Origin of the sequence: Alcaligenes endophyticus, from assembly GCF_026344035.1 — a bacterium.
GTDB lineage: Bacteria > Pseudomonadota > Gammaproteobacteria > Burkholderiales > Burkholderiaceae_B > Alcaligenes > Alcaligenes endophyticus.
This window is the reverse complement of record NZ_JAPKND010000001.1, coordinates 723,161-747,542: the sequence shown is the minus strand read 5'-3', so window position 1 is coordinate 747,542 and position 24,382 is coordinate 723,161. Positions and strand designations below refer to the sequence as shown.

The 24,382-nt window shown below is 46.9% G+C and carries 23 protein-coding genes; 21 read left to right on the top strand and 2 right to left on the bottom strand.

Annotated elements, in window-relative coordinates; genetic code table 11:
* The first annotated feature begins 92 nt into the window (after positions 1 to 92).
* The 19 genes from OSH01_RS03400 (at position 93) to OSH01_RS03310 (ending at position 20,646) form a co-directional block, all read left to right on the top strand.
* Positions 93 to 701, top strand: coding sequence for a cysteine dioxygenase family protein (locus OSH01_RS03400; RefSeq protein ID WP_266122635.1), 609 nt, complete (start codon positions 93 to 95; stop codon positions 699 to 701).
* 16 nt (positions 702 to 717) lie between these two features.
* A complete protein-coding gene (locus OSH01_RS03395) occupies positions 718 to 1,725 on the top strand; it encodes a membrane dipeptidase (RefSeq protein WP_266122634.1) in 1,008 nt (335 codons plus the stop codon).
* 65 nt (positions 1,726 to 1,790) lie between these two features.
* Positions 1,791 to 2,690 (top strand): branched-chain amino acid ABC transporter permease, encoded by a 900-nt coding sequence (locus OSH01_RS03390; protein WP_266122633.1) that lies wholly within the window; start codon positions 1,791 to 1,793, stop codon positions 2,688 to 2,690.
* Positions 2,687 to 3,574, top strand: coding sequence for a branched-chain amino acid ABC transporter permease (locus OSH01_RS03385; RefSeq protein WP_266122632.1), 888 nt, complete (start codon positions 2,687 to 2,689; stop codon positions 3,572 to 3,574). The genes OSH01_RS03390 and OSH01_RS03385 overlap by 4 nt, the downstream gene beginning before the upstream one ends.
* The gene (locus tag OSH01_RS03380) at positions 3,564 to 4,316 is read left to right on the top strand and encodes an ABC transporter ATP-binding protein (RefSeq protein WP_266122631.1); all 753 of its coding nucleotides are present in this window, start codon (positions 3,564 to 3,566) and stop codon (positions 4,314 to 4,316) included. Before OSH01_RS03385 ends, OSH01_RS03380 begins: the two co-directional genes overlap by 11 nt.
* A 2-nt stretch (positions 4,317 to 4,318) precedes the next feature.
* A complete protein-coding gene (locus OSH01_RS03375; protein ID WP_266122630.1) occupies positions 4,319 to 5,038 on the top strand; it encodes an ABC transporter ATP-binding protein in 720 nt (239 codons plus the stop codon).
* 44 nt (positions 5,039 to 5,082) lie between these two features.
* A complete protein-coding gene (locus OSH01_RS03370; RefSeq protein WP_266122629.1) occupies positions 5,083 to 6,207 on the top strand; it encodes an ABC transporter substrate-binding protein in 1,125 nt (374 codons plus the stop codon).
* Between the two features lie 67 nt (positions 6,208 to 6,274).
* Positions 6,275 to 7,969 carry an FAD-dependent oxidoreductase gene (locus OSH01_RS03365; RefSeq protein ID WP_266122628.1) on the top strand — a complete coding sequence of 565 codons (1,695 nt, stop codon included), beginning with the start codon at positions 6,275 to 6,277 and terminating at the stop codon, positions 7,967 to 7,969.
* A gap of 2 nt (positions 7,970 to 7,971) precedes the next feature.
* Positions 7,972 to 8,742, top strand: a complete 771-nt coding sequence (locus tag OSH01_RS03360) for a VOC family protein (RefSeq protein ID WP_266122627.1) — start codon at positions 7,972 to 7,974, stop codon at positions 8,740 to 8,742.
* Between the two features lie 306 nt (positions 8,743 to 9,048).
* A complete protein-coding gene (locus OSH01_RS03355) occupies positions 9,049 to 10,512 on the top strand; it encodes an MmgE/PrpD family protein (protein ID WP_266122626.1) in 1,464 nt (487 codons plus the stop codon).
* A gap of 10 nt (positions 10,513 to 10,522) precedes the next feature.
* Positions 10,523 to 11,767 carry an NAD(P)/FAD-dependent oxidoreductase gene (locus tag OSH01_RS03350; RefSeq protein WP_266122625.1) on the top strand — a complete coding sequence of 415 codons (1,245 nt, stop codon included), beginning with the start codon at positions 10,523 to 10,525 and terminating at the stop codon, positions 11,765 to 11,767.
* Between the two features lie 1,040 nt (positions 11,768 to 12,807).
* The gene (locus tag OSH01_RS03345; RefSeq protein WP_266122624.1) at positions 12,808 to 13,221 is read left to right on the top strand and encodes a hypothetical protein; all 414 of its coding nucleotides are present in this window, start codon (positions 12,808 to 12,810) and stop codon (positions 13,219 to 13,221) included.
* A 50-nt stretch (positions 13,222 to 13,271) separates the two neighbouring features.
* Positions 13,272 to 13,829, top strand: a complete 558-nt coding sequence (locus OSH01_RS03340) for a fimbrial protein (protein ID WP_266122623.1) — start codon at positions 13,272 to 13,274, stop codon at positions 13,827 to 13,829.
* A 52-nt stretch (positions 13,830 to 13,881) separates the two neighbouring features.
* Positions 13,882 to 14,424: a fimbrial protein gene (locus tag OSH01_RS03335; RefSeq protein ID WP_266122622.1), complete on the top strand. Its 543-nt coding sequence runs from the start codon at positions 13,882 to 13,884 to the stop codon at positions 14,422 to 14,424.
* Complete coding sequence (locus OSH01_RS03330; RefSeq protein ID WP_266122621.1) at positions 14,390 to 15,142, top strand: fimbrial biogenesis chaperone; 753 nt, start codon at positions 14,390 to 14,392, stop codon at positions 15,140 to 15,142. The genes OSH01_RS03335 and OSH01_RS03330 overlap by 35 nt, the downstream gene beginning before the upstream one ends.
* 20 nt (positions 15,143 to 15,162) lie before the next feature.
* Positions 15,163 to 17,649 (top strand): fimbria/pilus outer membrane usher protein, encoded by a 2,487-nt coding sequence (locus tag OSH01_RS03325; protein ID WP_266122620.1) that lies wholly within the window; start codon positions 15,163 to 15,165, stop codon positions 17,647 to 17,649.
* The gene (locus tag OSH01_RS03320) at positions 17,640 to 18,734 is read left to right on the top strand and encodes a fimbrial protein (RefSeq protein ID WP_266122619.1); all 1,095 of its coding nucleotides are present in this window, start codon (positions 17,640 to 17,642) and stop codon (positions 18,732 to 18,734) included. The genes OSH01_RS03325 and OSH01_RS03320 overlap by 10 nt, the downstream gene beginning before the upstream one ends.
* Before the next feature lie 218 nt (positions 18,735 to 18,952).
* Positions 18,953 to 19,387: an acyl carrier protein gene (locus OSH01_RS03315; protein WP_266122618.1), complete on the top strand. Its 435-nt coding sequence runs from the start codon at positions 18,953 to 18,955 to the stop codon at positions 19,385 to 19,387.
* A 38-nt stretch (positions 19,388 to 19,425) separates the two neighbouring features.
* Positions 19,426 to 20,646 carry a beta-ketoacyl-[acyl-carrier-protein] synthase family protein gene (locus OSH01_RS03310; protein WP_266122617.1) on the top strand — a complete coding sequence of 407 codons (1,221 nt, stop codon included), beginning with the start codon at positions 19,426 to 19,428 and terminating at the stop codon, positions 20,644 to 20,646.
* A 172-nt stretch (positions 20,647 to 20,818) separates the two neighbouring features.
* Here the strand turns inward: OSH01_RS03310 and OSH01_RS03305 are convergent, their stop codons facing one another.
* Positions 20,819 to 21,106 (bottom strand): hypothetical protein, encoded by a 288-nt coding sequence (locus OSH01_RS03305; RefSeq protein WP_266122616.1) that lies wholly within the window; start codon positions 21,104 to 21,106, stop codon positions 20,819 to 20,821.
* A gap of 227 nt (positions 21,107 to 21,333) precedes the next feature.
* On the opposite strand from OSH01_RS03305, the gene OSH01_RS03300 reads away from it, so the two are divergent.
* Positions 21,334 to 22,701, top strand: coding sequence for an MFS transporter (locus tag OSH01_RS03300; RefSeq protein WP_266122615.1), 1,368 nt, complete (start codon positions 21,334 to 21,336; stop codon positions 22,699 to 22,701).
* Positions 22,702 to 22,769: 68 nt separating this feature from the next.
* Here the strand turns inward: OSH01_RS03300 and OSH01_RS03295 are convergent, their stop codons facing one another.
* Positions 22,770 to 23,345 carry a BspR family type III secretion system anti-sigma factor gene (locus tag OSH01_RS03295; RefSeq protein WP_266122614.1) on the bottom strand — a complete coding sequence of 192 codons (576 nt, stop codon included), beginning with the start codon at positions 23,343 to 23,345 and terminating at the stop codon, positions 22,770 to 22,772.
* 444 nt (positions 23,346 to 23,789) lie between these two features.
* On the opposite strand from OSH01_RS03295, the gene OSH01_RS03290 reads away from it, so the two are divergent.
* Positions 23,790 to 24,353, top strand: a complete 564-nt coding sequence (locus OSH01_RS03290; RefSeq protein WP_266122613.1) for an RNA polymerase sigma factor — start codon at positions 23,790 to 23,792, stop codon at positions 24,351 to 24,353.
* Positions 24,354 to 24,382: the final 29 nt, after the last annotated feature.

The window sequence follows — 24,382 nt, the reverse complement described above, 5'->3', positions numbered from 1 at the left end:
AACTGGATCAGAGTTGATTTTTCGCTGATAGACTCTGCTCCATTACCAATATACAAAAAAACAATACTTACGTATTCTCTGGAGCAACACACATGTCGCAGATAACGTCACAGCGTGAAAAAGTGGTTCAAGAAGTGATGAGTCACGTAAAAAAAATCACAGCAAACTTCGAATCCCAAGAGCCCGAGCTTCACGAACTGAGGCAAATTAGAGATTTGGTTTTGACCTTAGCGGATCACCCAGAGCTGTTTCCCGACGAGCATTTTCCGGGGCCGGTAGGAAGTGAGATCGAAACCCTTTACGAAATATCTGTAGAGTCAGATTTAAGTAATGCTTTATATATATATCGTCCCGCGCCCGGTAAAGTGTCGCCGGTTCATGATCACGCGACATGGGCTGTAGTGGTTGGCTTGGAAGGGGAAGAAAATAATTTGGTATGGAAGCGTATGGGTGACAGCAGCCAGCCAGGACAATGCAAGTTAGCAGTTGAGCGCCTTGTTACGGTGGGCCCTAATCAGGGTGTTTACTACCGCAGCTCTGACATACACAGTATTTCTGTACCTTGCGACAAGCCGATTAAACATTTGCACCTGTACGGACGTTGCCTTTTGAATTTACCTGAGCGATGTGACTTTGATCCTGTCAGCGGCACTTACACCAAGCAGAAATCGGTGCCACGTGTGCAACAGCCCCGTGCCTAACGATCGCGAGAACTCTATGACTACCTACGCTGACGAAACCCTTGCCTTACATCACTCTTCATTCATATTTGATGGGCTGAGTCTGTTTTACACGCTGACTGAACCCTATTCTGAAAATATCCTCAAAGCAGGCGTTAACGCGATGAACGTTACCTTCGCTGCTGACGAGGACTGGGACACAACACTGCGAAACCTAGAGCGAGGGTTAAACCAAATCGAGGCAAGTCCTTACTTGAAGCTCGCGGTCACGACGCAAGATATCTGGCAGGCGAAAGCAGAAAATAAAGTGGCTGTGATACCTGGTACTCAGGGGTCTAGGATGCTAGAACACCGCATGGAAAATCTGGATGTTTTGTTCCGTTATGGTGTGCGTTTTTTTGGTTTGGCGTACACAGGAGCCACCCTATTTGGTGATGGCTGCGGTGAGCGACGTGACGCTGGGGTTTCGAGTTACGGGCACGAGTTAATCGACGCAGTCAATGAGTTGCCCATGATGTTAGATCTATCACACTGTGGCCACAGCACTCGTTTGCAAGCTGCTCAGCGAGCCCGAGCGCCTGTGTGCACGCACTCAAACTCGTACACAGTAAACCCGAATGACCGTAACACTCATGATGAAACCGCTTTGCTGATTGCCCAAAAGGGGGGCGTGATGGGGATGTGTTGCCTACCTAAAAGCGTGAGTCCGGTTGCTCCCTCTTTGGAGACCTTACTTGAGCACCAAGATCACTATCTTGCATTAATAGGTGATGAGCATATTGGTTTAGGACTGGATTTTACAGAAGGTTTAAAAAGTACGGGCAAGCCCTTCAGTGCGGGCTCTGTGCGCTGGCGCACCTTACGCCCCGATATTTTTGGCACAGTCGATGAGTTCTTCACTATGCCTTACCCAGCAGGGCTGGCAGGGATTGCCGACCTTCCTAACTATACCCAAGCGCTGATTGACCGTGGTTACACCCACGATCAAATCAAAGGCTTCTTAGGTGGTAACTGGTTACGCGCTTTCGAGAAATTCATCGGCTAACCATAGATTCCAACTACTTCGATAACGTTTTAATAATAATGATGTCACGAGACAAAGGATGAGCCATGCTCCTTGTTTTACAACAGCTAATAAACGGCTTAGTGATAGGCAGTGTTTTAGCCTTGTTCGCTTTAGGTTTTACTTTAGTTTTCGGTGTGCTGCGGAGCATAAATCTTGCGCACGGCGCCGTCTTTACGTGGGGAACGTTTAGCGCGTTATACGCGATTACAGAGTTAGGAACACCATTGTGGCTGGCCTTCTTGTTAGCAATGGTTGGCGGTGGTGCGGTGGCCGTGATACTAGAGATTCTGGTCATGCGCCCCTTACGGAAACGTAATGCAACCGAATTCTCGACCATGGTTGCCAGCATAGGAGCGGCGTTGATCTTAACGAGTCTGGCGCAGCAGGTCTCCAGTACTAAAGTGATGCGCTTTCCTTTCGATACTTTCCCGATAGTGTTCTATCAGTTTTTAGGCATACGCATCAGCTTGCTGCAACTAGTCATCGTTGCCAGCGTTGTGTTGCTCGTTCTTGCCTTGTTTTACTTCATGTATAAAACCGACTTCGGGCGACAGGTCCGCGCCGTCGCGGTGTCGGAGAAAACAGCGTCCTTGCTGGGCGTTAACCCAAACATGATTTACGTGCTGACATTCTTTATTTCAGGTGCACTGGCTGGAGCTGCAGGCGTCATTATTGGGCTGGCCTTTAACTCCGTGCACTTCTTGATGGGTGAACCGTATTTGTTGCTTGGGTTTGTGGTTGTCGTCTTGGGTGGTATGGGTAGCATTGTTGGCGCTGTACTGGCTGGCTTATTCCTTGGCGTGGTTCAAACCATGTCGCTGGCTTTTTTACCCAGCGGCCTGAGTAACACCATCATATTCTCAATTCTATTTTTAGCATTGCTATTCAAACCCACAGGACTCTTTGGTGGTTTCCAGGCAGATGCGAGGGTGGCACGAAAATGATCGATTTATTTTATGCCTATAGGCCATTATTCGACTTTATTTTAATTAATTGTGGCTTAGCGTTAAGCCAGTACATTGTCTTGCGTGCCGGGGTTTTTTCACTGGCCAGCGCGGGATTTGCGGCCATTGGTGCTTACACGGCCGCTATTTTGACCATGCGTGCCGGGGTAGGGCTGTGGTTGGGGTTATTCATCGCGTTGCTGGCTGGAGGCCTTGCGGGAGCGATACTAGCTGTTCCTTTGGCGCGGTTACGTGGCATTTTCCAAGCGATTGCTACCTTAGCTTTTGTACAAATTGTGATGTCTTTGAATCTGTATGCAGAGCCTATCACTGGTGGCGCGGCCGGATTAACCGCCATACCAAGGCTTGCAGAAACTTGGCATATTTTTGCTTTTCTAGCCTGTTTAATTTACGTTTTTATATCCATTAACCGTAATGGCATGGGGCGTGTTTTTGACACGCTACGGCAAGACGAAGCAGTGGCTGTTTCGCTGGCTATTTCAGTGACGCGATACCAAACGCTGTGTTTCATCATGAGCGGTGCTATAGCCGGAGTAATGGGCGCATTCATGGCCTATCGAAATTACGCTATTACTCCCGATGACTTTGGCTTTCCAATGTTAGTTGGCATTCTTGTCTTCGTGGTTCTGGGGGGGCGTTCGACGATTATTGGTCCATTAGTGGGGGCAGTGATTATGACGATTCTGCCCGAGTTGGCCCGTCCCTTGGCGGAGTATAGGACCTTGATTCAAGGTGCCGTTCTGATTTTAGTCATGATTTATTTTCAAGAAGGCCTGGTAGACACTGCCATATTCAAGTTGCGTAACATTCTTAGAAAACGTAAGCCTGCGCCTCAGCCCAAGGAGGTTCGCCATGTTGCTTAGTTTGAACAAAATCTCTATTAACTTTGGTGGTGTAGCAGCGTTAACCAATGTTTCATTGGATGCTCCTGCTGGAAAAATTACAGGGATCATGGGCCCTAACGGTGCCGGCAAAACCACACTGATCAACATCATTACTGGCATGCTGGCAGCGCAGACTGGCACCGTTCATTTTAATGGGCGAGATGTCACGACTCTGGAGCCTCATGAAATTGCCGCGATGGGGTGTGCTCGCACATTTCAGAATATTCGCCTGCTGAACGAGACATCCGTACGCGACAACATTGTCGTGGGATGTTATCGGCATGGCCAAGCGGGTTTAATGGCTCAGTTGTTTGGGTTGCCTTCAGCAGTGAAAGAGTTTAAAGGCCAAGAGTCACAGGTGGATGAGCTTTTGGAGCGCTTTGATATGACGCAGTATGCTGACCTTCCTGCTGGAGAGTTGTCATACGGTCATCAGCGACGCGTGGAAATGATGCGCGCCTTGGCTAGCGTCCCTTCTTTATTACTGCTCGATGAGCCAGTGGCAGGGATGAATGACGTTGAAGCATTGGAGTTGGGTCGGATCTTCAAAGATCTCGTCAATGATGGCTTGGGAATTATTCTGGTCGAGCACAATCTGCGGTTCATGCAAGCATTAAGTGATTATGTTTATGCACTGGATGTTGGTCAGCAAATTGCCCAGGGATCTCCAGCAGATGTACTTAACGACCCAGCTGTCATTACGGCTTATCTGGGAGAATAACAATGCTAAAAATTAATCAATTAACCACTGCCTATGCAGGCATTAAAGCGCTTAGAGAGGTAAGCCTGCATGTACCAGAAGGAAAAATTGTCGCTCTGATAGGTCCTAATGGAGCAGGCAAGACTACCTTGTTGAATACGATTAGTGGGGTGTTGCGGCCCAGACAGGGGACGATCGAGTTTCAGTCTACGAACATCGTTGGCCTACCCGCCCATAAAATCGCTAGAAGCGGTTTACTTCATGTGCCAGAAGGACGTCAAATTCTTGGCCCTCTTACCGTAGAGGAAAACTTGGAAGTAGGACGGCTGGCGTTGGGTGATCGACGTGCTCAAGGCGATGTGGACATCGAAACCGTTTACCGTTTATTTCCAATTCTCAAAGAGAAACGGCTTCAATTTGGCGGCTCTCTGAGCGGCGGTCAGCAACAAATGCTGGCGATCGGACGCGCCCTGATGGCGCGCCCCAAACTGTTACTGCTGGATGAGCCTAGCTTAGGGCTCGCCCCTATCATCGTGAACCAAGTATTTCAGACCTTAAAGGAGCTTCAATTGAAAGGCTTGACCGTTCTATTGATTGAGCAAAATGCCAAAAAAGCGCTTGAGTATTCAGACTACACATACATTCTTGAGGGGGGGCGTTGCGTTTACGAAGGAAATAGCTCAGAGCTGGCCAATGATCCGACGGTGCAGGATTATTACCTAGGGCATGAGACGAGCGCGTAATGAATACTTGCCCGTCAAAACAATAATTTATTCAGGAGATAACCATGAAAACTATGATGAAAAACCTTACCGCTATCATCGCGGTTGCTGCGACCGGTTTAGGTGCAGCAAGCTCGTCGATGGCTGCTCCCGTAGTGATTGGGGTGCCATTAGCGACCACAGGTATTTATGCTTTTGCAGGGGCGTTGCAGCGCAACGGCTTAGAGCTCGCACTTGAGGAGCTGAAGGCAAGCGGTAATGACAATCTAAAAATTATTATTGAAGATACGCAAAGTGAGCGTAATCAAGCCATTACCTTGAGCAACCGCTTAGCGCAACGGGACAATGCTGCGTTAATTATTGGCTTGACCTCTACCGTGGAGACGCTGGCAGCAGCGCCGATTTCGACAGAAAACAAACTACCGTTTTTATCGCCTGCCTCGGGTAATGTAACCACTGCAGGAGAGTACATTTTTAAAGTGATTGCAACGCCCGCCACGATTATGCTACCGGTTGCCGATTACATCGCTAAGCGTGGCGATATTAAGTCCGTTATTTATGTGTTTAATCGAGATAACGAATCCTACGTAGCACAAAAAGACGCCGTAAAAAATCACCTTGAAAGCCAAGGAATAAAAACTATTTCCGAAGAAGGTGTATTGGGATCCGACACTGACTTTCTTGCCTTGGCGACTAAGCTGGCATCAAGAAATGCGGATGCTATTGTGTTGGCCAGCACTCCAGAGTTAAGTGCAAACGTCATCATTCAGTCGCGCCAAGCGGGCATTGACCCTAAAACCTTGTTTGTAGGCACCCCAAGTATGGCCTCGCCGCAGTTTCTGAAAGTAGGCGGTAAAGCGGTAGAAGGTACTGTCTATGTATCGGATTACTTTATTGGCGGGGATTCCGACTTGAATAAGAAGTTCGTGGAAAGTTACCGCGCTCGTTATAAAGAGGATCCGGATATGTGGGCGGCTGTTGGCTACACAGAAATGCAGCTTGCAGCAGAAGCTGTCCGACTGGCAGGCGATAACCCAGACAGAGCGTCATTGACCCAAGCGCTTGGAAAAATAAAAGATTTTCCTGTTGTTCTAGGTAATGGCAACTTTAGTATTAATGACCAACGTTTGCCTGAGTATGGTGGATTTGTTCTCCAGATTAAAGACGGAAAACAAGTGTTGGTTGACTAATCCTAGATCACTGATGAGGAAGGACACTGGTACCTAAGGTACCAGTGTTGCGCTGACAGGAAACGATATGACTCAGAAAGACGTAAATAAAGACGATATTGAAACCACGTCTTATGACTTTATCTGTATTGGGTCGGGAGCGGCTGGGCTGATGGGGGCTTTGCGTGCGGCCGATCGAGGTGCCCGCGTATTAGTGCTAGAAGCAACAGATCTCCTAGGTGGAACGACGTCATTTTCTGGCGCCAATCTTTGGGTTCCGTTTAACCGTTGGGCACGGCAAGGCCCCGACGCGGACTCTCGCCAGCGAGCTGAAGCTTATGTGAAGCGTTGCTTGGGTGATAGGGCAGACGATCCTCGATGGAGTGTGTTTTTCGATAGAATCAATGAGGTTGTTGAGTATATAGAGCAGCGTACCGCCGTGCGATTTTTTCCGACGCGGTATCCTGATAGCTTTGGCGAGTGGCCTGAGGGCACGTGTAAGCGCCACATTGGAACTGATCTACTCAAAATTCCTGATTTAGGAGTATTCAACAATCAGGTGCGGCGCCCTCCCGGTTTGACCGTGCACCTCCGATATCGTGATTTTGATTCCATGCGTATCCCTTTTCTTTTCACTCGTGCAGCAAAACTGCGCATGGGTATGCGGATACTTTTCCGCCGCTGGCAAGGCAAGGTGGGCATGGGGTATGCGTTTGTGTTGGGGATGCTAGAGGCCTGCTTACGCATGGGCGTGACGTTCAAGCTTGAGCATAAAGTGCAGCGGCTTGTATTCCAAGACGGGAAAGTTTGCGGTGTGGCGGGGCAATCACCAGCGGGACACTTTGAGTTTCACGCTAAGCAAGGGGTGTTGATTGGGTCTGGTGGGTTCGACCACAACATAGAGCTGATGAAAGAATACCTGCCTGGCACAATCGAAGAGACCATGACACCCCCCGTGAATCAGGGCGATCACATTCACTTTGCAAAACAGGTGGATGCTGAGCTTGCTCATATGGACGAGGCTTGGTACCTACCGGGTAAGGTGTTGCCAGGGGCTAAACCGTACGAAGGCAAAAAAATAGGCACCTGGCTTACCGGAGATCGCATCTGGCCACACATGTTATGGGTAAACAGTAAAGGCAAACGATTTGTTAACGAAAGCGCACAAAATAGTGCGAATGCTTTTTATGCGGTGGATTCCGAGTCTGGAGAGCAAGCGAACCTGACGTCATGGACCATTTTAGACAATCAGTTCAGGCAGCGGTATCCCATATTAATGAGCTTGTATCCTGGGCAAGAGGATCCAGAGTGGCTAATTAAAGCAGACTCGATCAAAGCCTTGGCAAACAAAATTAATGTACCAGCAGATGTACTGCAGTCCACGATTGATCGTTTCAATCAGTTTGCCCAAAAAGGTAAAGACGATGACTTTCAGCGTGGCGAGGGTGCATACGACCATTATTTTGGCGACCACCGGTTGCCGCATCATACGTTGGGAACCATCGAAAAACCCCCATTTTACGCTTATAAAAATAGCCGTTCTTCTGTGGGTACCAAAGGCGGCATCCGTATTAATCAACATAGCCAAGCAATCGCCAATGATGGCAGTGTCATCCAAGGGCTTTATGTTGCAGGGAATGCTTCGGCTGCCCTGAATGGGCCTATTTCTGTGGCTGCCGCGGCCACCATTCCACCTGCTTTAGTTGCTGCAATGGTTGCAGCAGATCACGCAATCGATCGCACTGACTTCTCTGTTCGCGATACATTAATGAAAAAGGGATAAGGATGAAATTTCCAGTAGCCGCCATTACAGGGCTTGATCATGTCGACCTTAGAGTATCCAATATTATGGATATTTGGACAGACTGGAACAAGCTGGGTTTTCAAATTGCGCCGCCTAGCGTCAACCGTACAGAAGGTGTCGCCTCATGTGCTGTTGCATTTCAAGATGGTACTTATATTGCTATCTCAGGCCCCATCGCTAAAGGTGAGGTTTTTCGCCACACCGTAGACGCCGGTGTGAATGCCGCCTTGCTGCGCGTTAACAATCGTGACGAGGCAGTGATGCAAGCGATCGCCGCTGGGCTCACCATTAAAGAAAGCTTTGAGTTTTCACGTGCCATTGAGGTGAACGGTACAGACGAACAGATTACCTTCAAGCTTGCTAGTATTCTTTGCCCGGATCAAGAGAGTGACATTCAAGAAATTATGCTCATTGAGCATGTCACGCCTCAGTGGATCTGGCGGGATGACATGATGACTCATGCTAATGATGCCCAAGGCTTACAAGAAGTCGTTGTGCCATGTAGCCATCCTGAAAGCTTGCAGCCTCTCTATGCACGTCTTTTAGGCGATGCACGCGTACAGTTGATCAATGGCGTCCTACGCCTTGATTGTGGTAACGCGATTATTCAATACATGCGCCCAGAAAACACGGGTCTAGAGCGCTATGCAGAGACTGCAGAGCGCCCTGGTCGAGTCGTGGTTTACGGCAGTACGGGGGAGCGCACTGAGGATTTGCCTGGCCAAGCCGGCGAATTAAAATTCGTTTCATGATAGTTCCACTCGTTCACCAGAGCTAGCTCAGTTCTGGCTGGCTGCTCAACGTAACGAAGGTTGAGCGGCCAGCTATCTTTACGCATTAAGCGTTTCATCCACCAATACGGCTCTAGCTATTCAACGTTGTGCACCGCAATGTTGAAGGGTCTGCGCGCCTGTCTGTAGTGCGTTGATTAAAGTTTCTGCTACTCACTATTAGCTTTTCTCAAACTGGCCTTGGCATAGTCAAGTCTTCGTATAGTGCGTGCACTAACACTTTTCTTTGTTCAATTAACCTCAACACTCAGATGGAGAGTGTACCGAATGCAGCCATTACTTCAGAAAAATAATATCACTCAAGCTCTAGAAAGTACCTCACCACTTCTACGGGAGGATGATCAAATTGATGTGTTAGCGGGTCAGTGGGCCTATAGCCTTAGGTGGGAAGACTTGCCTGCCGAACTAATTGATCGCTGCATTCAAAGCATGGTTGATTCATTTGGTGTCGGCTTAGCGGGTAGTCAGCATGAAAGCTTTCAAACTAGCCTAAGGATCTCTCACCTTCTATATCGCGGCTCCAACGGCTCAGCAACCGTGTTGGGACAAACGAATTTATACGATATGCCAGTGGCGGCGTGGTTGAATGGCACAGCCATGCACGCGTTAGACTTTGATGACACAAGCTTTGTGGGTGTGCTTCATCCCTCCACGATTGTGGTGCCTGCTTTGTTAGCACTGGCCGAAGAAATGAACGCCAGTTATCGTGATTTTTTACTCGCGTATGTGGCTGGGGTGGAGACAGAGCTATATCTGGGTGCAACACTGGGTCATCATGCTTATGATACAGGCCATTGGACCACTGCGTCTTTAGGCGTTGTAGGAGCTGCCGTCGCTTGTGGAAAACTTCTTGGCCTATCAAAGACGCAGTTGACCGAAACCATTCGACTCGCTCTACATCTGTCAGCAGGCATGCGTAGCGTTCATGGTTCTCTTGCCAAGGCTCATTTAGCAGGAGTAGCGTCACGGACTGGCTTGGAGTGCGCCCTAGCGGTGCAAGAGGGTTTGGACGGTGGAAAAGGTGCTTATATAGGGCAGTATGGCTACTTAACCTTACTAGGCCTGCCCCGTGACTTGCCGGCTGCCTCGATACCAGGGCAACCATATCGTCTGGTAACGCCTGGTATATCTTTTAAGCAGTATCCACTTTGCTCTGCTACACAGGCGGCAATCGATGCTCTACTTATTTTACAACGACAGCATCGGTTTGATGCCACGGATATAGACCACATCACTTGTTATGGGACACCGCTCGTGGTGGGATGTCTTAAACATGGCGTTCCAGAAAATGCGTCACAGGCTCAATTTAGTATGCCCTTTGCCTTAGCGACGGCTGCTATTGACGGGACAGTGTCTATTGCACATCTGAAAACCGATTGGCTAGCAAATGAACAGATGAGGGCCTTGGCCAGCAAGGTAAGACTGCATCAGGACGATAACCTGGTATCACTAGAACAGTTTCAAGATTACCCAGAGGCAGCAAGAGTTATTGTCACGCTAAAAAACGGGGACTCTCACTCAGAAGAGGTCTTTGCGGCAGCAGGTATGCCTAAAAATCCAATTAGCTCAGCCAGTTTAAACAAGAAGTTCATTGAGTGTGCGGCACCGGTTATCGGGCATAGCGCCACAGAGTTATATCGACAACTCCATCGCACCGAAGACACGGCCAAGGTGAAAGATATTTTGAAGTGGTGTGCCGCCCTCACTAACCAGGATTCAGCGACTCGTTAAGGAAATCTTTGTGAAAACGGACGTCATTGTACTTGGAGCGGGAATTATCGGTGTCAGCGCTGCACTACACTTACAGAAAAAAGGGCGTAAAGTTGTATTGGTAGATCGACGAGGTATAGGAGAGGAGACGAGCAGCGGCAATGCTGGAATGCTCGTTCGGGCGGGCATCCGCCCTTACCATTTTCCGAAAGATCCAGTCTTGCTTGCGCGCAGTATTACCAAGCAATTTGGAGGGTTTAACTACCACCCACAGTTTCTCTTGACGCATTTCCCTTGGTTAATCTCGTACGCTTGGCACTCACGCGCTCAATCTATTGAGCAAATTAGTGCAGATATGTTGCCGTTGATTGAGACCTGTGTGACAGAGCATCAAGCCCTTGCTTTAGAGGCAGGAGCGCAGAAACTCCTGCATGCGGCCGGATGGTTGACGGTGTATAGAAGCGAAAAGTCCTTCCGGCGGGCGGTAGCAGCTGCGCAAGGGATGGCTAAAAAATATAATCTTGACTTTGATGTGATCGAACGTCAGCAATTGGCGGCGCGTTTTCCGATTAAGGTAGACAAGCTACAAGGAGGCCTATATTGGAGAGATCCGTACTCTTGTAGCAACCCGGAAAGCTTAGTTAAGGCCTATGGTGCGTTGTTCGAGAGAAATGGCGGAGTGTTCATACGTGCGGATGCCCGTAATGTCACTGGTCAAGCGAATCAATGGAGGCTATCCACACCAAGCACCTCTATTGAAGCGAAAGAGATAGTGGTAGCCCTGGGGGCTTGGTCTAAAGAGATCTACGAGCCCTTAGGTTACCGCTTTCCTATGGTAGATAAGCGTGGCTACCATATGCACTACAAGAGTAGCTGGCCGGATTCTTTCCATACTCCCGTTACCGATATGGATCATGGCTATGTCCTTGCCCCTATGGAGCAAGGCTTACGTATGACGACAGGAGTAGAGTTAGCGGCACGCGATGCCCCTTATACTCCAGTCCAATTAAAACGCTTGGAAACGATAGCCAAAGATATCGTCGACCTAGGCCAGCGCGCGGACTCCACAGCATGGATGGGAACACGTCCGTGTTTTGCGGATATGCGACCTATTGTAGGAGCAGCGCAAAATCATGCTGGTCTTTGGTTTTGCTTTGGTCACAATCATGTAGGGTTTTCGGTAGGCCCGGGATGTGGCAAGCTACTGGCAGAGATGATGACCGGCGACACTTTGTTTATGAACCCACTGCCTTTTTCCCCGAACAGGTTTTCATAACAAGGATGAGGTAAGCGAGCCCACAGCTAATGCAGAGCTGGGCCTCAGCTTAGCGGTAAGAGGCGGGTCTCGTGCGATCACATCGCCCATGAAACCTTAATTCTGAAATGTAGAGCGAAGAACCCCAGTATCGTTGAACGACATGCTGGGGTTCTTTGCGTACGGGCAGGCGAATTGATCATACGAGTTGCTTTTAGGCACCGAGTGCAGAGCCTTAACGTTGTTGTAGCGTCTCAATAAAAATATTTTTACTAGAAAAAGTAGACGGTTTAGTTACGTTCGAACAGATGTGTCGGATTAACGCTGTTAACTAATGCAGTTTTCATTGCGATATATAACCATTAAAACGGCTCTACTGCATAAGTGTAACGGCCATAGGGGCTGTTGCTAGGATACCCGACTTTACACACTAACAAACTCCAAGAATGGCTTGCTTCATAAGGTACGGGGATTGATCAGCGTAAGGTGAAATTTTGAGAGTGTTGTCATGACTAACGATATTATTTTCAAATAAATGCTTACCTAATCAATTTTGTTTATTTATTGCATTTTGAATGACAAATTATTTCACTATTAATTTGCAATGATGTGATTTACCTATTCTGTATATATCATTTTTTTGGATACTACTTGTATGTTCTTGTAGCATTTTCCTCGTTGACGGATTTTTTCCCTATCGTTAACTTAGGACACAATATAAATAAATTTGTATGAACTGTTTTTCTAAAAATAACAATAAATTTACGGATGAAAGTATTCAGCTGGTTCGAAAAAATAGGAAAAACAATATACCAATAGAGTTGGTGTGTTCAGTGTTAATAAATGGTCTAGATAAGTAATAGGCTTGTGAGGCAGTGCTAGCAGTTTAGAGAATTATATATTTAATTTTATTTATCGGATTTTTATTCTGAGAGTCTTCTGTTGCCTTTCTGATTTGTACTGTGCTACGAGTTTTTTATATAAGAATAATTAAAATTTATAAAAGTAAGTTTTATTTCTGGATTTAAATTGATTCATTTTAAGCTTATAGAGGGGTGAAAATGATTGAGCTAGAGAAGGAAAATAAAGATGATTTCATTGTAAATAATTGGAGAGCTCAAGAGGAGCTAAAAATAATTTGCCATCGATTGATGGTAAGAGATTTTATATCTTATTCTGATTGGGTGGTAGACGTAACCTACTTTTCTCATCAGAATTCAGCGGAAATAAAAAGCGGATATTATTTATGGGCGAGGCCGCTACTCAGCTTAATGAAGAAAAGTGTCCTGGCTGAAAGCTTGGTTGCTTACCCAGCAAAATGGTTAATTGAAGACATTAAGTATAAAAAAGGTCTTAGGTTGAAAGCGCATAAGCGAGGTTTTTTATTGCGACACCTAGTATTTAATCCGTGTTCTTGGTTCTTGGGTAGTTGTTTCCTAATTGCTAAGAGTAAAAGGCAATTGGGGTTGCGGTAAGGGCACGTCATATAAGGCGTGTAATTTCATCTTTATTAAGGAAGTAGATAATGAAAAAGTACGCATTAAATATTGCTGTAGCTTCAGCATTGGCTCTGCCTTTTGGTTTGGCGAATGCATCTACAGGAACGATTGACTTTGTAGGGGAAGTAACAGATGAGACATGTTCTTTAGGTGCTGATTCTATTCAAATTACAGTGCCTATGGGTTCTTATGCCGCTCATCATATAAGTGGCATCCCAAATACGGAAGCTAGGCAGTTTGCTATTAATTTGACGGGTTGCGATGCAAGCTTAGCGTTAAATACTGCTGAGTTCACGTTTTCGGGAACTCTGGCTGCAGCTGGAAATGCCAATCTTTTAGCTTTGGATCTAGATGGAAGTAACGCTGCTACAAACTTGGGAATTGCTATTAGTGGCACCAACGGTGACTTTACTACTAACCTGATTTCCTTTGATGGCTCACCGAACGCTTTCTTAGATACGCCGCTTGTAGATGGTACGAATACCATTCGTCTTTACGCTTTTTATAAAAGGATAGATGGTGCTCAGCCAGTAACGTCTGGTTCGGCTAATGCGACAGCAACCTTTACGGTTTCTTACTCCTAACTTTAATTAGCGCATGGCTAAGTGATTGATCACTTAGCCGTGTGCAATACCTATGATTAAAAAACTATCTATCAGCTTAGGGTGTTATCTGTTGCTTTCTTCCTCAATCGGAATAGCAAGCAATGTAACGCAATTAACTATTACAGGAGATGTCCTCGCTCCCACTTGTGGCAATATCGTTGTTAATAGTGGGAATGCTGTGGATTTTGGCTCTATTAATTCTCGTGAGCTAAAAGAGATCGGTTTTCATAGGCCCGTAAGGTTTTTTATTACATTCGAGAATTGTGATAGTAACGTTAAGCAAAAAGTAGCAATGGCGTTTGCGGCGACCACCTTGCCAGGGTCTGCTGATGAACATATAGCTTTAGACGTTACTCCAAGCTCAGCTAGTGGTATTGGTATTTCTTTAAAAGATCCGCTTAATAATGATATTAAGTTTAATAACAATATGGGTTTAGCGCCTGAGTATATGTTAAATGATGGGCAAGTTAACTTGGAGTTTACTGCTTATTTGGTGCCTGTTAATTCAGGGTGGGTGGGCATCCAACCAGGAACCATTAATGCAAGAGCAACTTTCTCAGTTGAATATAGATAACGAATTGAAGGGGGGAAGGATGAAAGCACGGTACGCTATTAAAAGTTTTTTCTGGCTAATCGCTTTTTTCATTAGCTCATCTAGTTATGCTGCTATTCAATTAAATAATACCAGAGTAATTATTAACGAGGAAAAAAATTTTGGAACAGTAAGGGCTAAAAATGTAACGACAGAACCTTTTGTGATTCAAAGCTGGATTGAGGGTACCGAAGGGGAGATGGAAACTCCATTTTTTGTAACTCCTCCGTTAAATAGAATGGATGGTGGAGAAGAGTTTTCACTAACGATTAGAAAATTAGATGGAAAACTACCAGAAGATAAGGAATCGTATTTCTGGTTGAACGTGTTAGAAATACCAAAAACGGATAATTCTGTACAAAATACTTTAAGCTTCGCAGTCAGAACTCGAGTTAAGGTTTTCTATAGACCTAAAGGAATAGGTAGGCCAGCGGATATTGATAAAGTATTGAATTGGGAAGTAAAGAGAGAAGGGGGAAAGTGCCAGCTATTAGTTAAAAATACATCTCCATTTATAGTTAATTTCGCAGATGTGAAAATAAACGATAAATTGTTAGAAACAGCCAAGGGTTTCATGGCTATGCCTTTTAGCGAGCAATCTCTCGATCTCTCTTCGTGTGATGTAATAGGTAATCTTCAAGCTAGGTTTATTAATGACTATGGTGCTGTGATCAACTTGCCCATCGTAAAAATCAACTAAATCTAAGATGGGGAAGGAACATGAAAAAGCGATGCCGAGTTTTTTTTTGCGTCTCCAGTTTGATACTTGCTAAAGCTGCTTTGGCTCAAGCAGAAAACGGTGATTTTTTTGATAGCAAATTTTTATTTAGACCAGCAGGCCAGTCTTTACCTGCTGATTTATCTGGTTTTCGTAACTCCAATCGTATTCTTCCTGGTGATCAACAGGTTCAGGTAGTGGTGAACCAACGTAGTTTTGGCGAGCATATCATTAGATTTGTTGATTCGGAGCAAGCAGATAAAGATGCCGTGCCGTGTTTAACTCCTGAACTGTTAAGAACGGTGGGAGTAAAAACAGCATTTTTTGGTAAAGCAGAGGAACTGGCCCCCGATCAGTGCCTAGATTTGAGCCTAATTCCTGAGGCAAATTATGCGTTTAGCGCATCGACAGCGACGTTGACATTATCCGTACCGCAGGCAGCGTTAGATGCAACGGTACGAGGTGCCATACCTGTGGAAATGTGGAATCAGGGGGAAAGCGCCTTTTATACTTCATATCAGTTGTCTCATTTCCGTTCCTCAATGGAGTCACTGGGAGTTAAACGCAATCAACATACGACCTTCTTAGGGGTGCGTGGTGGGTTTAACTTGGGTGCTTGGCGTTTTCGTTCCAATGGTAGTTTGTATGATGCGGGCGGGCAACGGCATTGGAATTTTAATGAAAATTACTTCGAGCGTGATATTCCTGCTTGGCGGGGGCGTATCCGGCTGGGTGACAACACCACTAGTAGTAGTACCTTTACTTCGTCGCGCATCCGTGGCGTTAAGTTAGAGTCGGACGACTCCATGTTGGCTACTAGTGAACAAGGTTACGCACCAACAATAGAAGGCTTCGCCAATACTAGTGCGAAGGTGACGATTTATCAAAATAGCAATGTTATTTACTCAACTTTTGTTGCCCCAGGTCCATTTATTATCAACGATCTTTATGCCGTTCCCGGCGGCGGTGACCTGGAGGTTGAAATTGAGGAGACCGGTGGGCAGGTAACCCGTTATTTACAGCCCTACGCAGTATTGCCGGCCATGCTGCGTGAAGGGCGATGGCAATACAGCGCTGCATTTGGTAAGTACCGAGGCAACCGTTATGATGACGCAAAAGAGCCTATGGTGGGTCAAGTAAATTTGGCTCACGGCTTGCCCGGAGGAGTAACAGCTTATGGCGGCTTGATGGGGGCTAAAGATTACTTTGCTGGCTCTTTGGGTTTGGCGTTTAATTTACAGCAGTTTGGTGGCCTATCCGCGGATATTATTCAGTCTACCGCTAAGGATACGCGTAATTTACGCCATAGAGGCCACGCTTTACGTATTCAATATGCCAAAAACTTATTAGAAACAGGGACTAACTTCCGTTTTTTTGGCTACAAATATAGTTCAGATGGTTATCGTAGTTTGGATCAAACGTTAAGTAAAAGCCAAAATACAAACTTATCTTGGAATAGATCACACGAATATCAGTTTTCAATCTCTCAAAGTTTGGATAAGTATGGCTCTGTTTCCGCCAACTATTCAAAAGTGCAGTTTCGTAATCAGGGTAGGTCCTCTGACACCATGGGTTTGAGCTATTCCAATAATATTAAGGGAGTTGGTGTATTTTTATCTTACAACATGATTCAGTCGCAGTGGCAAGAGAAGAGACGCAATATTATGTTGAGCTTCTCTATACCTTTAGGAGTACGCTCGACTTACGCAGGCTATAGCTTCTCGCGTCAAAATAATGGCGATTATGCCCATAGCGCTAACCTGTCGGGTTCAACGCTAGAAAATAATGCCCTCTCGTATAATTTACGTGCTGGTGTATCTAAGGAAAATGGAGACCGAGGCAATAATTTCTATGCGGGCGGTAGCTACAGAAATTCTATTGGTCAGTTAGGCTTGAGTACGGCGCGTAATCATAAAAATACTCAATCACAAATCGATTTTAGCGGTTCAGTGGTGATAGATAAGCAGGGCCTGTTGTTAGGACAGTATCTGTATGACACAGCGATTATTGTCGATGTTCCTAGTGCACCTGATGTGCAACTGCAAAGTCATCCAAGCATTAGAACAAATCAGTCAGGGCGGGCTTTGATCCCTTATGCGTCTCCCTACAGAGAAAATAGTGTGAGCTTGGCTCCTGGTTACCTAAATGACTCTGTCACGTTGACACAAAATATTCAATCTGTAGTCCCAACACGTGGCGCTATCGTGCGGGTGCTGTTTGAAACCGAGCTAGGCCGATCATTGATTATCTCACTAAAACATAACGACGTATTTGTTCCGTTCGGAGCCGAGGTCTACGGTGCGGATGATCAGCAAAAAGGCTTAGTGGGACCAGTGGGTAGGATTTGGCTAACAGGGCTAGAAGGAAATCAAGCCTACACCGTCAAGTGGGCTGAGGGTAGCACCTCTGTAAGCTGTAAGTTCAGTCTTGATGCTGATAATTTGCCAGTGTCTCTAGGGATGATAGATAAGGAGGCGGTATGCGAGTAGGCGTGGCAGGTATAAGTTTAGCGCTTGGAGTGGGTGTATGTTATTCGGCTGTGTCCATAGGGGCCGAGGTTTGCATTGCGAATACAGGTGGTGGTTTTTTCCCGTATGTGCCGGCTAACTCGTTGGTGTCTTTTGCACCGACACTTACTACGGTGACAGTACCCCTGACGCAACCAGCCTCATCGGTGATTTTTACTGTCCAGGGCACGCCAGTACACGATCCTGTACCGGGCTTCACGGGTGATGGTAGGGCCGCCTCGCCTTATGTGCCCTATGTAAATTGTCCCGCAGGCTCTTTGGAGCAGTTTCAAATGTCCATGAACGAAGTGGCCGGGATGCCGGGTACCTACCATACGAATGTAAGTAATATAGGTTATCGAACTTATTACCCTAGTCAAACGGTGGCAGGTCCAATAACTAACGTCGCTCCAAATAATAGCGGTAAAGGGAACGCCTTATACTTTCCTGGGGGGACGCCAAAGATAGAGTTTGTATTATTGGATAACGATTGGAGCGGCACTAGGGAGGTTGAGTTTGCTGATTATTTTGCTTTCACATTGCTGAACGGCAATATAGCCGATAAAGATCACTTACTGCGGTATCGACTAACGTCTAAGATAGCGTTTGTGCCAGCACCCTGTCAGTTTGTGACAAGCCAAGCGATGACCGTGGCGTTGGATTCTGTGCTGGCAGATGATTTGATTACTGTCGGCACAGCCGTCAACACAAAAGGGTTTTTTATGCGCATGCAGTGTGCGCCAACCGCAACTCCACCTCTTATTACGTTTCAAGGTACGCCCGATGGCAGTGGTTTGAGCGGAGTTATTGCGAATGATCCTAATCTCCCTGCAGGGGCACAAAATGTATCGATTTTGCTAGAAAGCCTAGATTTTGGGGCAGTGGCTCATCCGGTAGATTTATCGGGCACGAGTACGATTGATACGCTGACTAACTTAGGATCCTGCGGTGCGAACTGCAGAGAGTGGCGGCTCGACTTGCAGGCGAGCTATGTCAGAACGAACAGCAATCCAGTGGTAGAAGGAAATATAGTGGCTCGAGCCGAGGTCACGGTAGAGTATCCGTAAGCGAGCGCGAGGATGACGTTAGGATTGAAGGACGGCTTGCCGTCCTTCAATTTTGTCCGCAGTTACCCGTATAGCATTTAGATAGGGCTGTTTTACACTGATTAAATAACAAATTGAGACGGTAAATGGGGGAGGTTGTTGTAATCTTTGTCTCGTAATAGGTGTTAAGTAAAGTTAGCTCATAGTTGTCTCAAGAATTCATTGAATAAGGAACGAAAATGATAGTGCTTCCCGAACGCTCGGAGTTTCGTACCGTATTGGCTGACATTATTGTGGATGTTTGCCGTTGTGATAAAGAGCTGTTGCTAAGTGATGCGCCGTTTGAAAGTTTCATTGAGCATTTTGACTCGTTAGCCATGTTAGAAATTTTATTAGGCATAGAAACGCGTTATGACGTATCCACCGAGGTATTGCTACCTGCCGAGGTACGTAGCCAGGAAGAAATGATGACGGTTTTTCCAAAAAACCTGAGCGAATTAGTTGAACACGTTTATACCGTAGTCGAGCAGCTCAATACACAAGAGCAAGAAAAAGCCTTACTGGGCGATACGCAAGCAGAGCACGTAGAAGAGTACGTAGAAGTAGAGACAGCAACGATAGAACGGGTGGAGAGCGAGGTAAAAGCAGCGGATTCTTCCCAAGTGAAACCATAGTTTTCCTTATCAGAGTAATAGCCTAGAGTTCGCAACTTATGAAACGACGTGTTGTAGTCACGGCCATGGGGGTGGCCAGTCCGGTGGGTAATACCCCAGAGGACTTTTTTAATGCGCTATGCCAAGGCAAAGAAGGTGTCAGACCGCATACCAAGCAGACCTTGACTCGTTCTGTGGGGTGGGTAGAGGCGGATGTTGATCAAGGCCTACAAGGCAACCAAGCAGTCATGCTCGATAGGGTCACGAAGCTGGCGCTATATGCCTCTAAACAAACCTTGGGCGCCAGTGGTTTGTCCACCGAAGCGATGGAACATACGGGGGTGTATTTGGGGACAGGCATTGGGGGAGTGAAAGCCCTTTCCGATGCGGTGGCGGGTTTTTATGGGGCTATACCGAAAGTTGTTCAGCTAGTCGTTCCAGCAGCCATGCCCAATGCGCCTGCTGCGCATGTGGCACAGATTATGGGTTGCACACAAGAGGCGCAAACCTACGCAACCGCTTGCACAGCGGGAGCGGTCGCTATTGGTGAGGCATTTCGTCGTATACGAGACGGCTATGTGGACAGCGCCTTAGCCGGGGGTACCGAGGCGATGATACAGCCCGAGTTGATCCGCTCATGGGAGCAATTGCATGTCCTGTGCCAAGAGCCCACCACGAATCCAGAAGGCGGTTGCCGCCCTTTTAGCATCAAACGTAGTGGTTTTGCCTTGGGTGAGGGCGCCGCTACGCTTTTACTGGAAAGCCTAGAGCATGCTTTGGCACGTGGTGCCGTGCCGTTGGCCGAGGTAATCGGTTATGGCGTAAGCAACGATGGACGGCATCCCTTAAGGCCGGACCCAGACGGCCAAGCCCTAGCAATTTCTCGTGCTTTAAAAGATGCACAGATTGTTCCTGAAGACGTGGCTTATATCAATGCGCATGCCACTGGTACGACGGTGGGCGATCGCATTGAAACCCAAGCCATCAAAGTTGTATTTGGCGAACATGCACAGACGTTGGCAATAAGCAGCATTAAAGGAGCCATTGGCCATTTAATTGGAGCCTGCGGTGCGGTAGAAGCCATCAGTACAATCATGAGCTTACAAAAACAAGTCTTACCGCCCACCCTGCACTTTGCAGCCGGGGACGAGCAGTGTGATTTGGATTATGTGCCCAATCAAGCCCGCACTGTTAACGGCGTCAATATTGCGCTGAGCAACTCGTTTGGTATGGGCGGCAATAACGCGGTCTTGGCATTCAAGCGTTACGATAATAATTAATGCTTTTTTGTACAACAACGCGTTCAGCTTAACGCGATTGATAGGTGTTGCGGATAGCGCTAGGTACGTCAGCGCTATCCCATCAAGGCAGCGTGGATAGGGACGCTTTGCAGACACAAGCGTGTTGTGGCCATGCTCACACTAAACGGCGTACAGTCTTCCCTGTGCAGTCTTAAATAAATGAGACTTCAATTATTGTTTTGCCTTGTTGTTGGTATTGCTTGACCAATAAGCGCTCACTTTGAGCCATATGCGCTAGCCCAACGTCGGCATTCTTACCCTGGGCTGCCGCCAGTTGGGTGGCGTACTCACTTATTAACTGCGCTTGATCTCGTATGGCGGTGTCATCGTACACATAGCCTTGAAAATAGATAACGCCAGATTGAACACCTGAGGTGGCGAGAGCAGGAGATACTAAGGCCGCGCTTATTGCTAAGGCTGAGAGAGATGTACGAAACACAGAGTTAATCCAAAAAGTTAAGAAAAGTAAAATGATACCTTTATTTCATTAGGTTTATGTTTCTTAACCTTTGTAACGAAAATACTGTGGTAGATACAGCAAAGTTTGGCAACAAAAGGATATGCATTTAAAGAAACAGACTTCGCTTGGTTTTGCTAGCATGGGTCTTATGCCCAGCGCCGCTTCTCATGACGCTTTCTCCACCTACACCTGCTCGGAGAGTAGAAATGACAGACATTGCTGCAAACCACGCACCGTCCGAGTTACGACGCTCGGTCTCCAATATTATTAAAGGCTCGTCGGGTAACTTGGTCGAGTGGTACGACGTTTACGTGTACTCCGTTTTTGCGGCATCGTTTGAGCATCACTTTTTCAGTGCAAACGACAAAAACGCTGATGTCTACATTTGGGCAATTTTTGCGCTGACATTTCTGATGCGTCCCGTAGGCTCTTGGTACTTTGGGCGCTATGCTGATCGTAAGGGGCGTAGAGCCGCTTTGAGTCTGTCCGTCACCATGATGTCCTTGTGTTCATTTGTGATCGCCATCACGCCTACACAGTTATCAATTGGTGTTTGGGCTGCTGTTATTTTGATTTTATGTCGCCTTGTGCAAGGCTTTGCGACTGGCGGTGAATATGGCACTTCCGCTACATACTTAAGCGAAGCGGCTGTGCCCAAGCATAGGAGCTTTTTAGCTTCCTTCCAGTATGTCACGCTGGTAGGCGGGCATGTTTTAGCCCAAGCTTTATTTCTAGCCTTATTGTTATCGACATCTCACGAGCACATTTCTGACTGGGGATGGCGATTAGCGTTTGGGTTGGGGGGCGTAGGTGCTTTAGTCGTGCTTTGGATGCGCCGTACCATGGACGAATCCATGAGCTCAGATGCGATGCAAAATGCCCAAAAAGACAAGCATTCTGGCTCGATGGCCGAATTGCTGAGTCAATACTGGAAAGAGCTATTGGCGTGTTTTCTGGTGACTATGGGGGGCACCGTGGCGTTTTATGCCTATTCGGTTAATGGGCCCAACATCATTAAGCAAACGTTTGCACAAAGTAGTCCGGTCATGGGGGCGGTGGTGTCTTTAATCACGCTAACCATTCTTATGTTATTGCAACCATTAGGGGGCTATGTAGCAGATCGTGTGGGCCGGCGTAGCTTGCTGGTGTTTTTTGGCATTGGCGGCACGCTGTTTACTTGGGTGATTTTCACTGTTTTGCCGCAGACGACGAATCCTTGGGTGTCTTTTGCTATTTTGACGATGGGCTTCATTATTCTTACCGGTTACACCTCTATTAACGCCGTAGTCAAAGCAGAGCTGTTTCCCACTCATATACGTGCCTTAGGGGTTGGTTTCGGTTATGCCATCGCCAACTCAGTGTTTGGGGGCACAGCGCCTGTACTATATTCGGCAGCGGTAAAAGGGGGGCATGACACGATGTTTATGGTGTATGTCACCGTGCTTATTATGGTCTCCTTGGCTGTCTATGTATTTTTGCTTAATAACCACGGCCCCAATTGGCTCGATAATCCAGAAGAAATGCGCCGACGTAAAGACAGCGCCGAGCATAAGGTATTTCCGATGGGGGTGTAGCGAGCAACGCAGTCCGTTTGTACGACGCCTATCTGTATAGGATAGGCGTCGTCTTTACTTTAGGGTGCTTAGCGATTGATGTGCTGCAAAATGGCCTGTAACCACGTAGCGGCTTGCTGGGGGCTAACTGGGCTGTGCCCATTGATGCTTGCCGTTTGGAAATGTTTATCCATGGCAAGGTCGATCTGTTGGCGTTGCTGATCGTCAAGCTGTTCGGGTGCTATGTCTACGGCGCGACAGGCCTGATTAAAGTTTTCAGTGTGTGCGGTAGCGGAAAGCTGTAGTTGAGTGAAAAAGTCCACCCCGCTTAGCGCCTGCTGAGCGACATCCAGCATGTGCAGCGCAGCCTGCACCGTGCGTGAGCTTAAGGCTTGGCCTGGCGCCGGCGACAGATTTAACTCACTGGCAACGGCTTGACTTAATCCTGCACCGTAATTGCGTTGAAGGGCATCCAAAAAGGCCTGACTAGCGTCATTGTTTGTTTGCACCCACTCAACACGGCGTCCGGAAGGAAGCTGGCCTTGATCGAGCACGACCAGACGGTTGCCATCTAAATAGATGTCCGATTGCTGTGCGGCAGCTTCTTCGAAAGCTTGTAATGACGGGCCGGCCGTCGTTAAATGCGTGGAAGATGAGATGCTCATAAGGGCGGGTTATCCGGTCAAGACGTCAAAAGAGGGTGGCATGTAACGAGTTTTTGTCATCGAACTAAGTTATGCATTCATAGACTGAGTAACAGAGCCTACGTTTAAGTTTCATAAAAAATTAAACGCCTCCTAAAAGATATTGTCGTCGAAGTAGGTTTTTTTTTCTATAGTGTGCTTTTAAGAAGCGTTAAGTTATAGAAATAAGGGCTTCGCCGCCCTGGAAGTATTACGTGTCACTATGCCTTGTAGTGCAAAAAGGCCAGATAAATCTTGATGAAGGTTTTATTTTGACTGTCATTCAAGTAGTGTCTTGTAGTACTCTATGTTTATTCATGTCTGTACTTGACATTTTTATTCTTGCAGTAACATTGATGCGGAATAATTTCTCTGTTATTTGATTGATAAACTGTACATAGATCGTAGTTGCTCGCATTCCTGGATATGCTGAACAAAACTCAAAAACAGCCTAACTCATTGGCTCAAACAGAAGAAGACTTATTGTTCCGAGACCTGGTGCAAGAACACTCAACGCGTCTATATCGTTTTATAGTCAAGCACATTGGCCACGGTACGGAGGCCGAGGAACTCACTCAGCAGGCCTTCGTTGAAGCAGTCAGTTCTTATCGTAATTTTCGTGGTGAATCGCAGCTTTCCACGTGGTTGTACGGTATTGCCTTGAACTTAGTGCGTAATTACTTATCGCGTGCGCCCGAGCGGCGCTACGAGTTCCTAGACGATGGGCCGTTGGAAAGTAGCGAGTCAGAAATGCTCTCGCCTGATGATCAGCTTGAGCAAGGCCAAATGCTGGCGGCGTTACACGCAGAGCTGCAAGAGTTGCCCGAACATATGCGCGAACTCTTACTTTTAGTAGGCATTGAGGACGTTAGCTATGAAGAAGCCGCTGCGTTGCTCAGTGTCCCGGTGGGTACCATTCGTAGTCGTTTGTCGCGTGCGCGAGCTGCGTTGAAACAAAAATTGCAAGCTCGTGGGGTATTAGACGACTAGGTTGATCTGTTGATAGATCAACCTGCCGG

What these genes read in the sequence shown, in the direction of transcription:
- OSH01_RS03400 (WP_266122635.1), top strand. Translation starts at nt 93, where the DNA reads ATGTCGCAGATAACGTCACAGCGTGAAAAAGTGGTTCAAGAAGTGATG.
- OSH01_RS03395 (WP_266122634.1), top strand. Translation starts at nt 718, where the DNA reads ATGACTACCTACGCTGACGAAACCCTTGCCTTACATCACTCTTCATTC.
- OSH01_RS03390 (WP_266122633.1), top strand. Translation starts at nt 1,791, where the DNA reads ATGCTCCTTGTTTTACAACAGCTAATAAACGGCTTAGTGATAGGCAGT.
- OSH01_RS03385 (WP_266122632.1), top strand. Translation starts at nt 2,687, where the DNA reads ATGATCGATTTATTTTATGCCTATAGGCCATTATTCGACTTTATTTTA.
- OSH01_RS03380 (WP_266122631.1), top strand. Translation starts at nt 3,564, where the DNA reads ATGTTGCTTAGTTTGAACAAAATCTCTATTAACTTTGGTGGTGTAGCA.
- OSH01_RS03375 (WP_266122630.1), top strand. Translation starts at nt 4,319, where the DNA reads ATGCTAAAAATTAATCAATTAACCACTGCCTATGCAGGCATTAAAGCG.
- OSH01_RS03370 (WP_266122629.1), top strand. Translation starts at nt 5,083, where the DNA reads ATGAAAACTATGATGAAAAACCTTACCGCTATCATCGCGGTTGCTGCG.
- OSH01_RS03365 (WP_266122628.1), top strand. Translation starts at nt 6,275, where the DNA reads ATGACTCAGAAAGACGTAAATAAAGACGATATTGAAACCACGTCTTAT.
- OSH01_RS03360 (WP_266122627.1), top strand. Translation starts at nt 7,972, where the DNA reads ATGAAATTTCCAGTAGCCGCCATTACAGGGCTTGATCATGTCGACCTT.
- OSH01_RS03355 (WP_266122626.1), top strand. Translation starts at nt 9,049, where the DNA reads ATGCAGCCATTACTTCAGAAAAATAATATCACTCAAGCTCTAGAAAGT.
- OSH01_RS03345 (WP_266122624.1), top strand. Translation starts at nt 12,808, where the DNA reads ATGATTGAGCTAGAGAAGGAAAATAAAGATGATTTCATTGTAAATAAT.
- OSH01_RS03340 (WP_266122623.1), top strand. Translation starts at nt 13,272, where the DNA reads ATGAAAAAGTACGCATTAAATATTGCTGTAGCTTCAGCATTGGCTCTG.
- OSH01_RS03335 (WP_266122622.1), top strand. Translation starts at nt 13,882, where the DNA reads ATGATTAAAAAACTATCTATCAGCTTAGGGTGTTATCTGTTGCTTTCT.
- OSH01_RS03330 (WP_266122621.1), top strand. Translation starts at nt 14,390, where the DNA reads ATGCAAGAGCAACTTTCTCAGTTGAATATAGATAACGAATTGAAGGGG.
- OSH01_RS03325 (WP_266122620.1), top strand. Translation starts at nt 15,163, where the DNA reads ATGAAAAAGCGATGCCGAGTTTTTTTTTGCGTCTCCAGTTTGATACTT.
- OSH01_RS03320 (WP_266122619.1), top strand. Translation starts at nt 17,640, where the DNA reads ATGCGAGTAGGCGTGGCAGGTATAAGTTTAGCGCTTGGAGTGGGTGTA.
- OSH01_RS03315 (WP_266122618.1), top strand. Translation starts at nt 18,953, where the DNA reads ATGATAGTGCTTCCCGAACGCTCGGAGTTTCGTACCGTATTGGCTGAC.
- OSH01_RS03310 (WP_266122617.1), top strand. Translation starts at nt 19,426, where the DNA reads ATGAAACGACGTGTTGTAGTCACGGCCATGGGGGTGGCCAGTCCGGTG.
- OSH01_RS03300 (WP_266122615.1), top strand. Translation starts at nt 21,334, where the DNA reads ATGACAGACATTGCTGCAAACCACGCACCGTCCGAGTTACGACGCTCG.
- OSH01_RS03295 (WP_266122614.1), bottom strand. Translation starts at nt 23,345, where the DNA reads ATGAGCATCTCATCTTCCACGCATTTAACGACGGCCGGCCCGTCATTA.
- OSH01_RS03290 (WP_266122613.1), top strand. Translation starts at nt 23,790, where the DNA reads ATGCTGAACAAAACTCAAAAACAGCCTAACTCATTGGCTCAAACAGAA.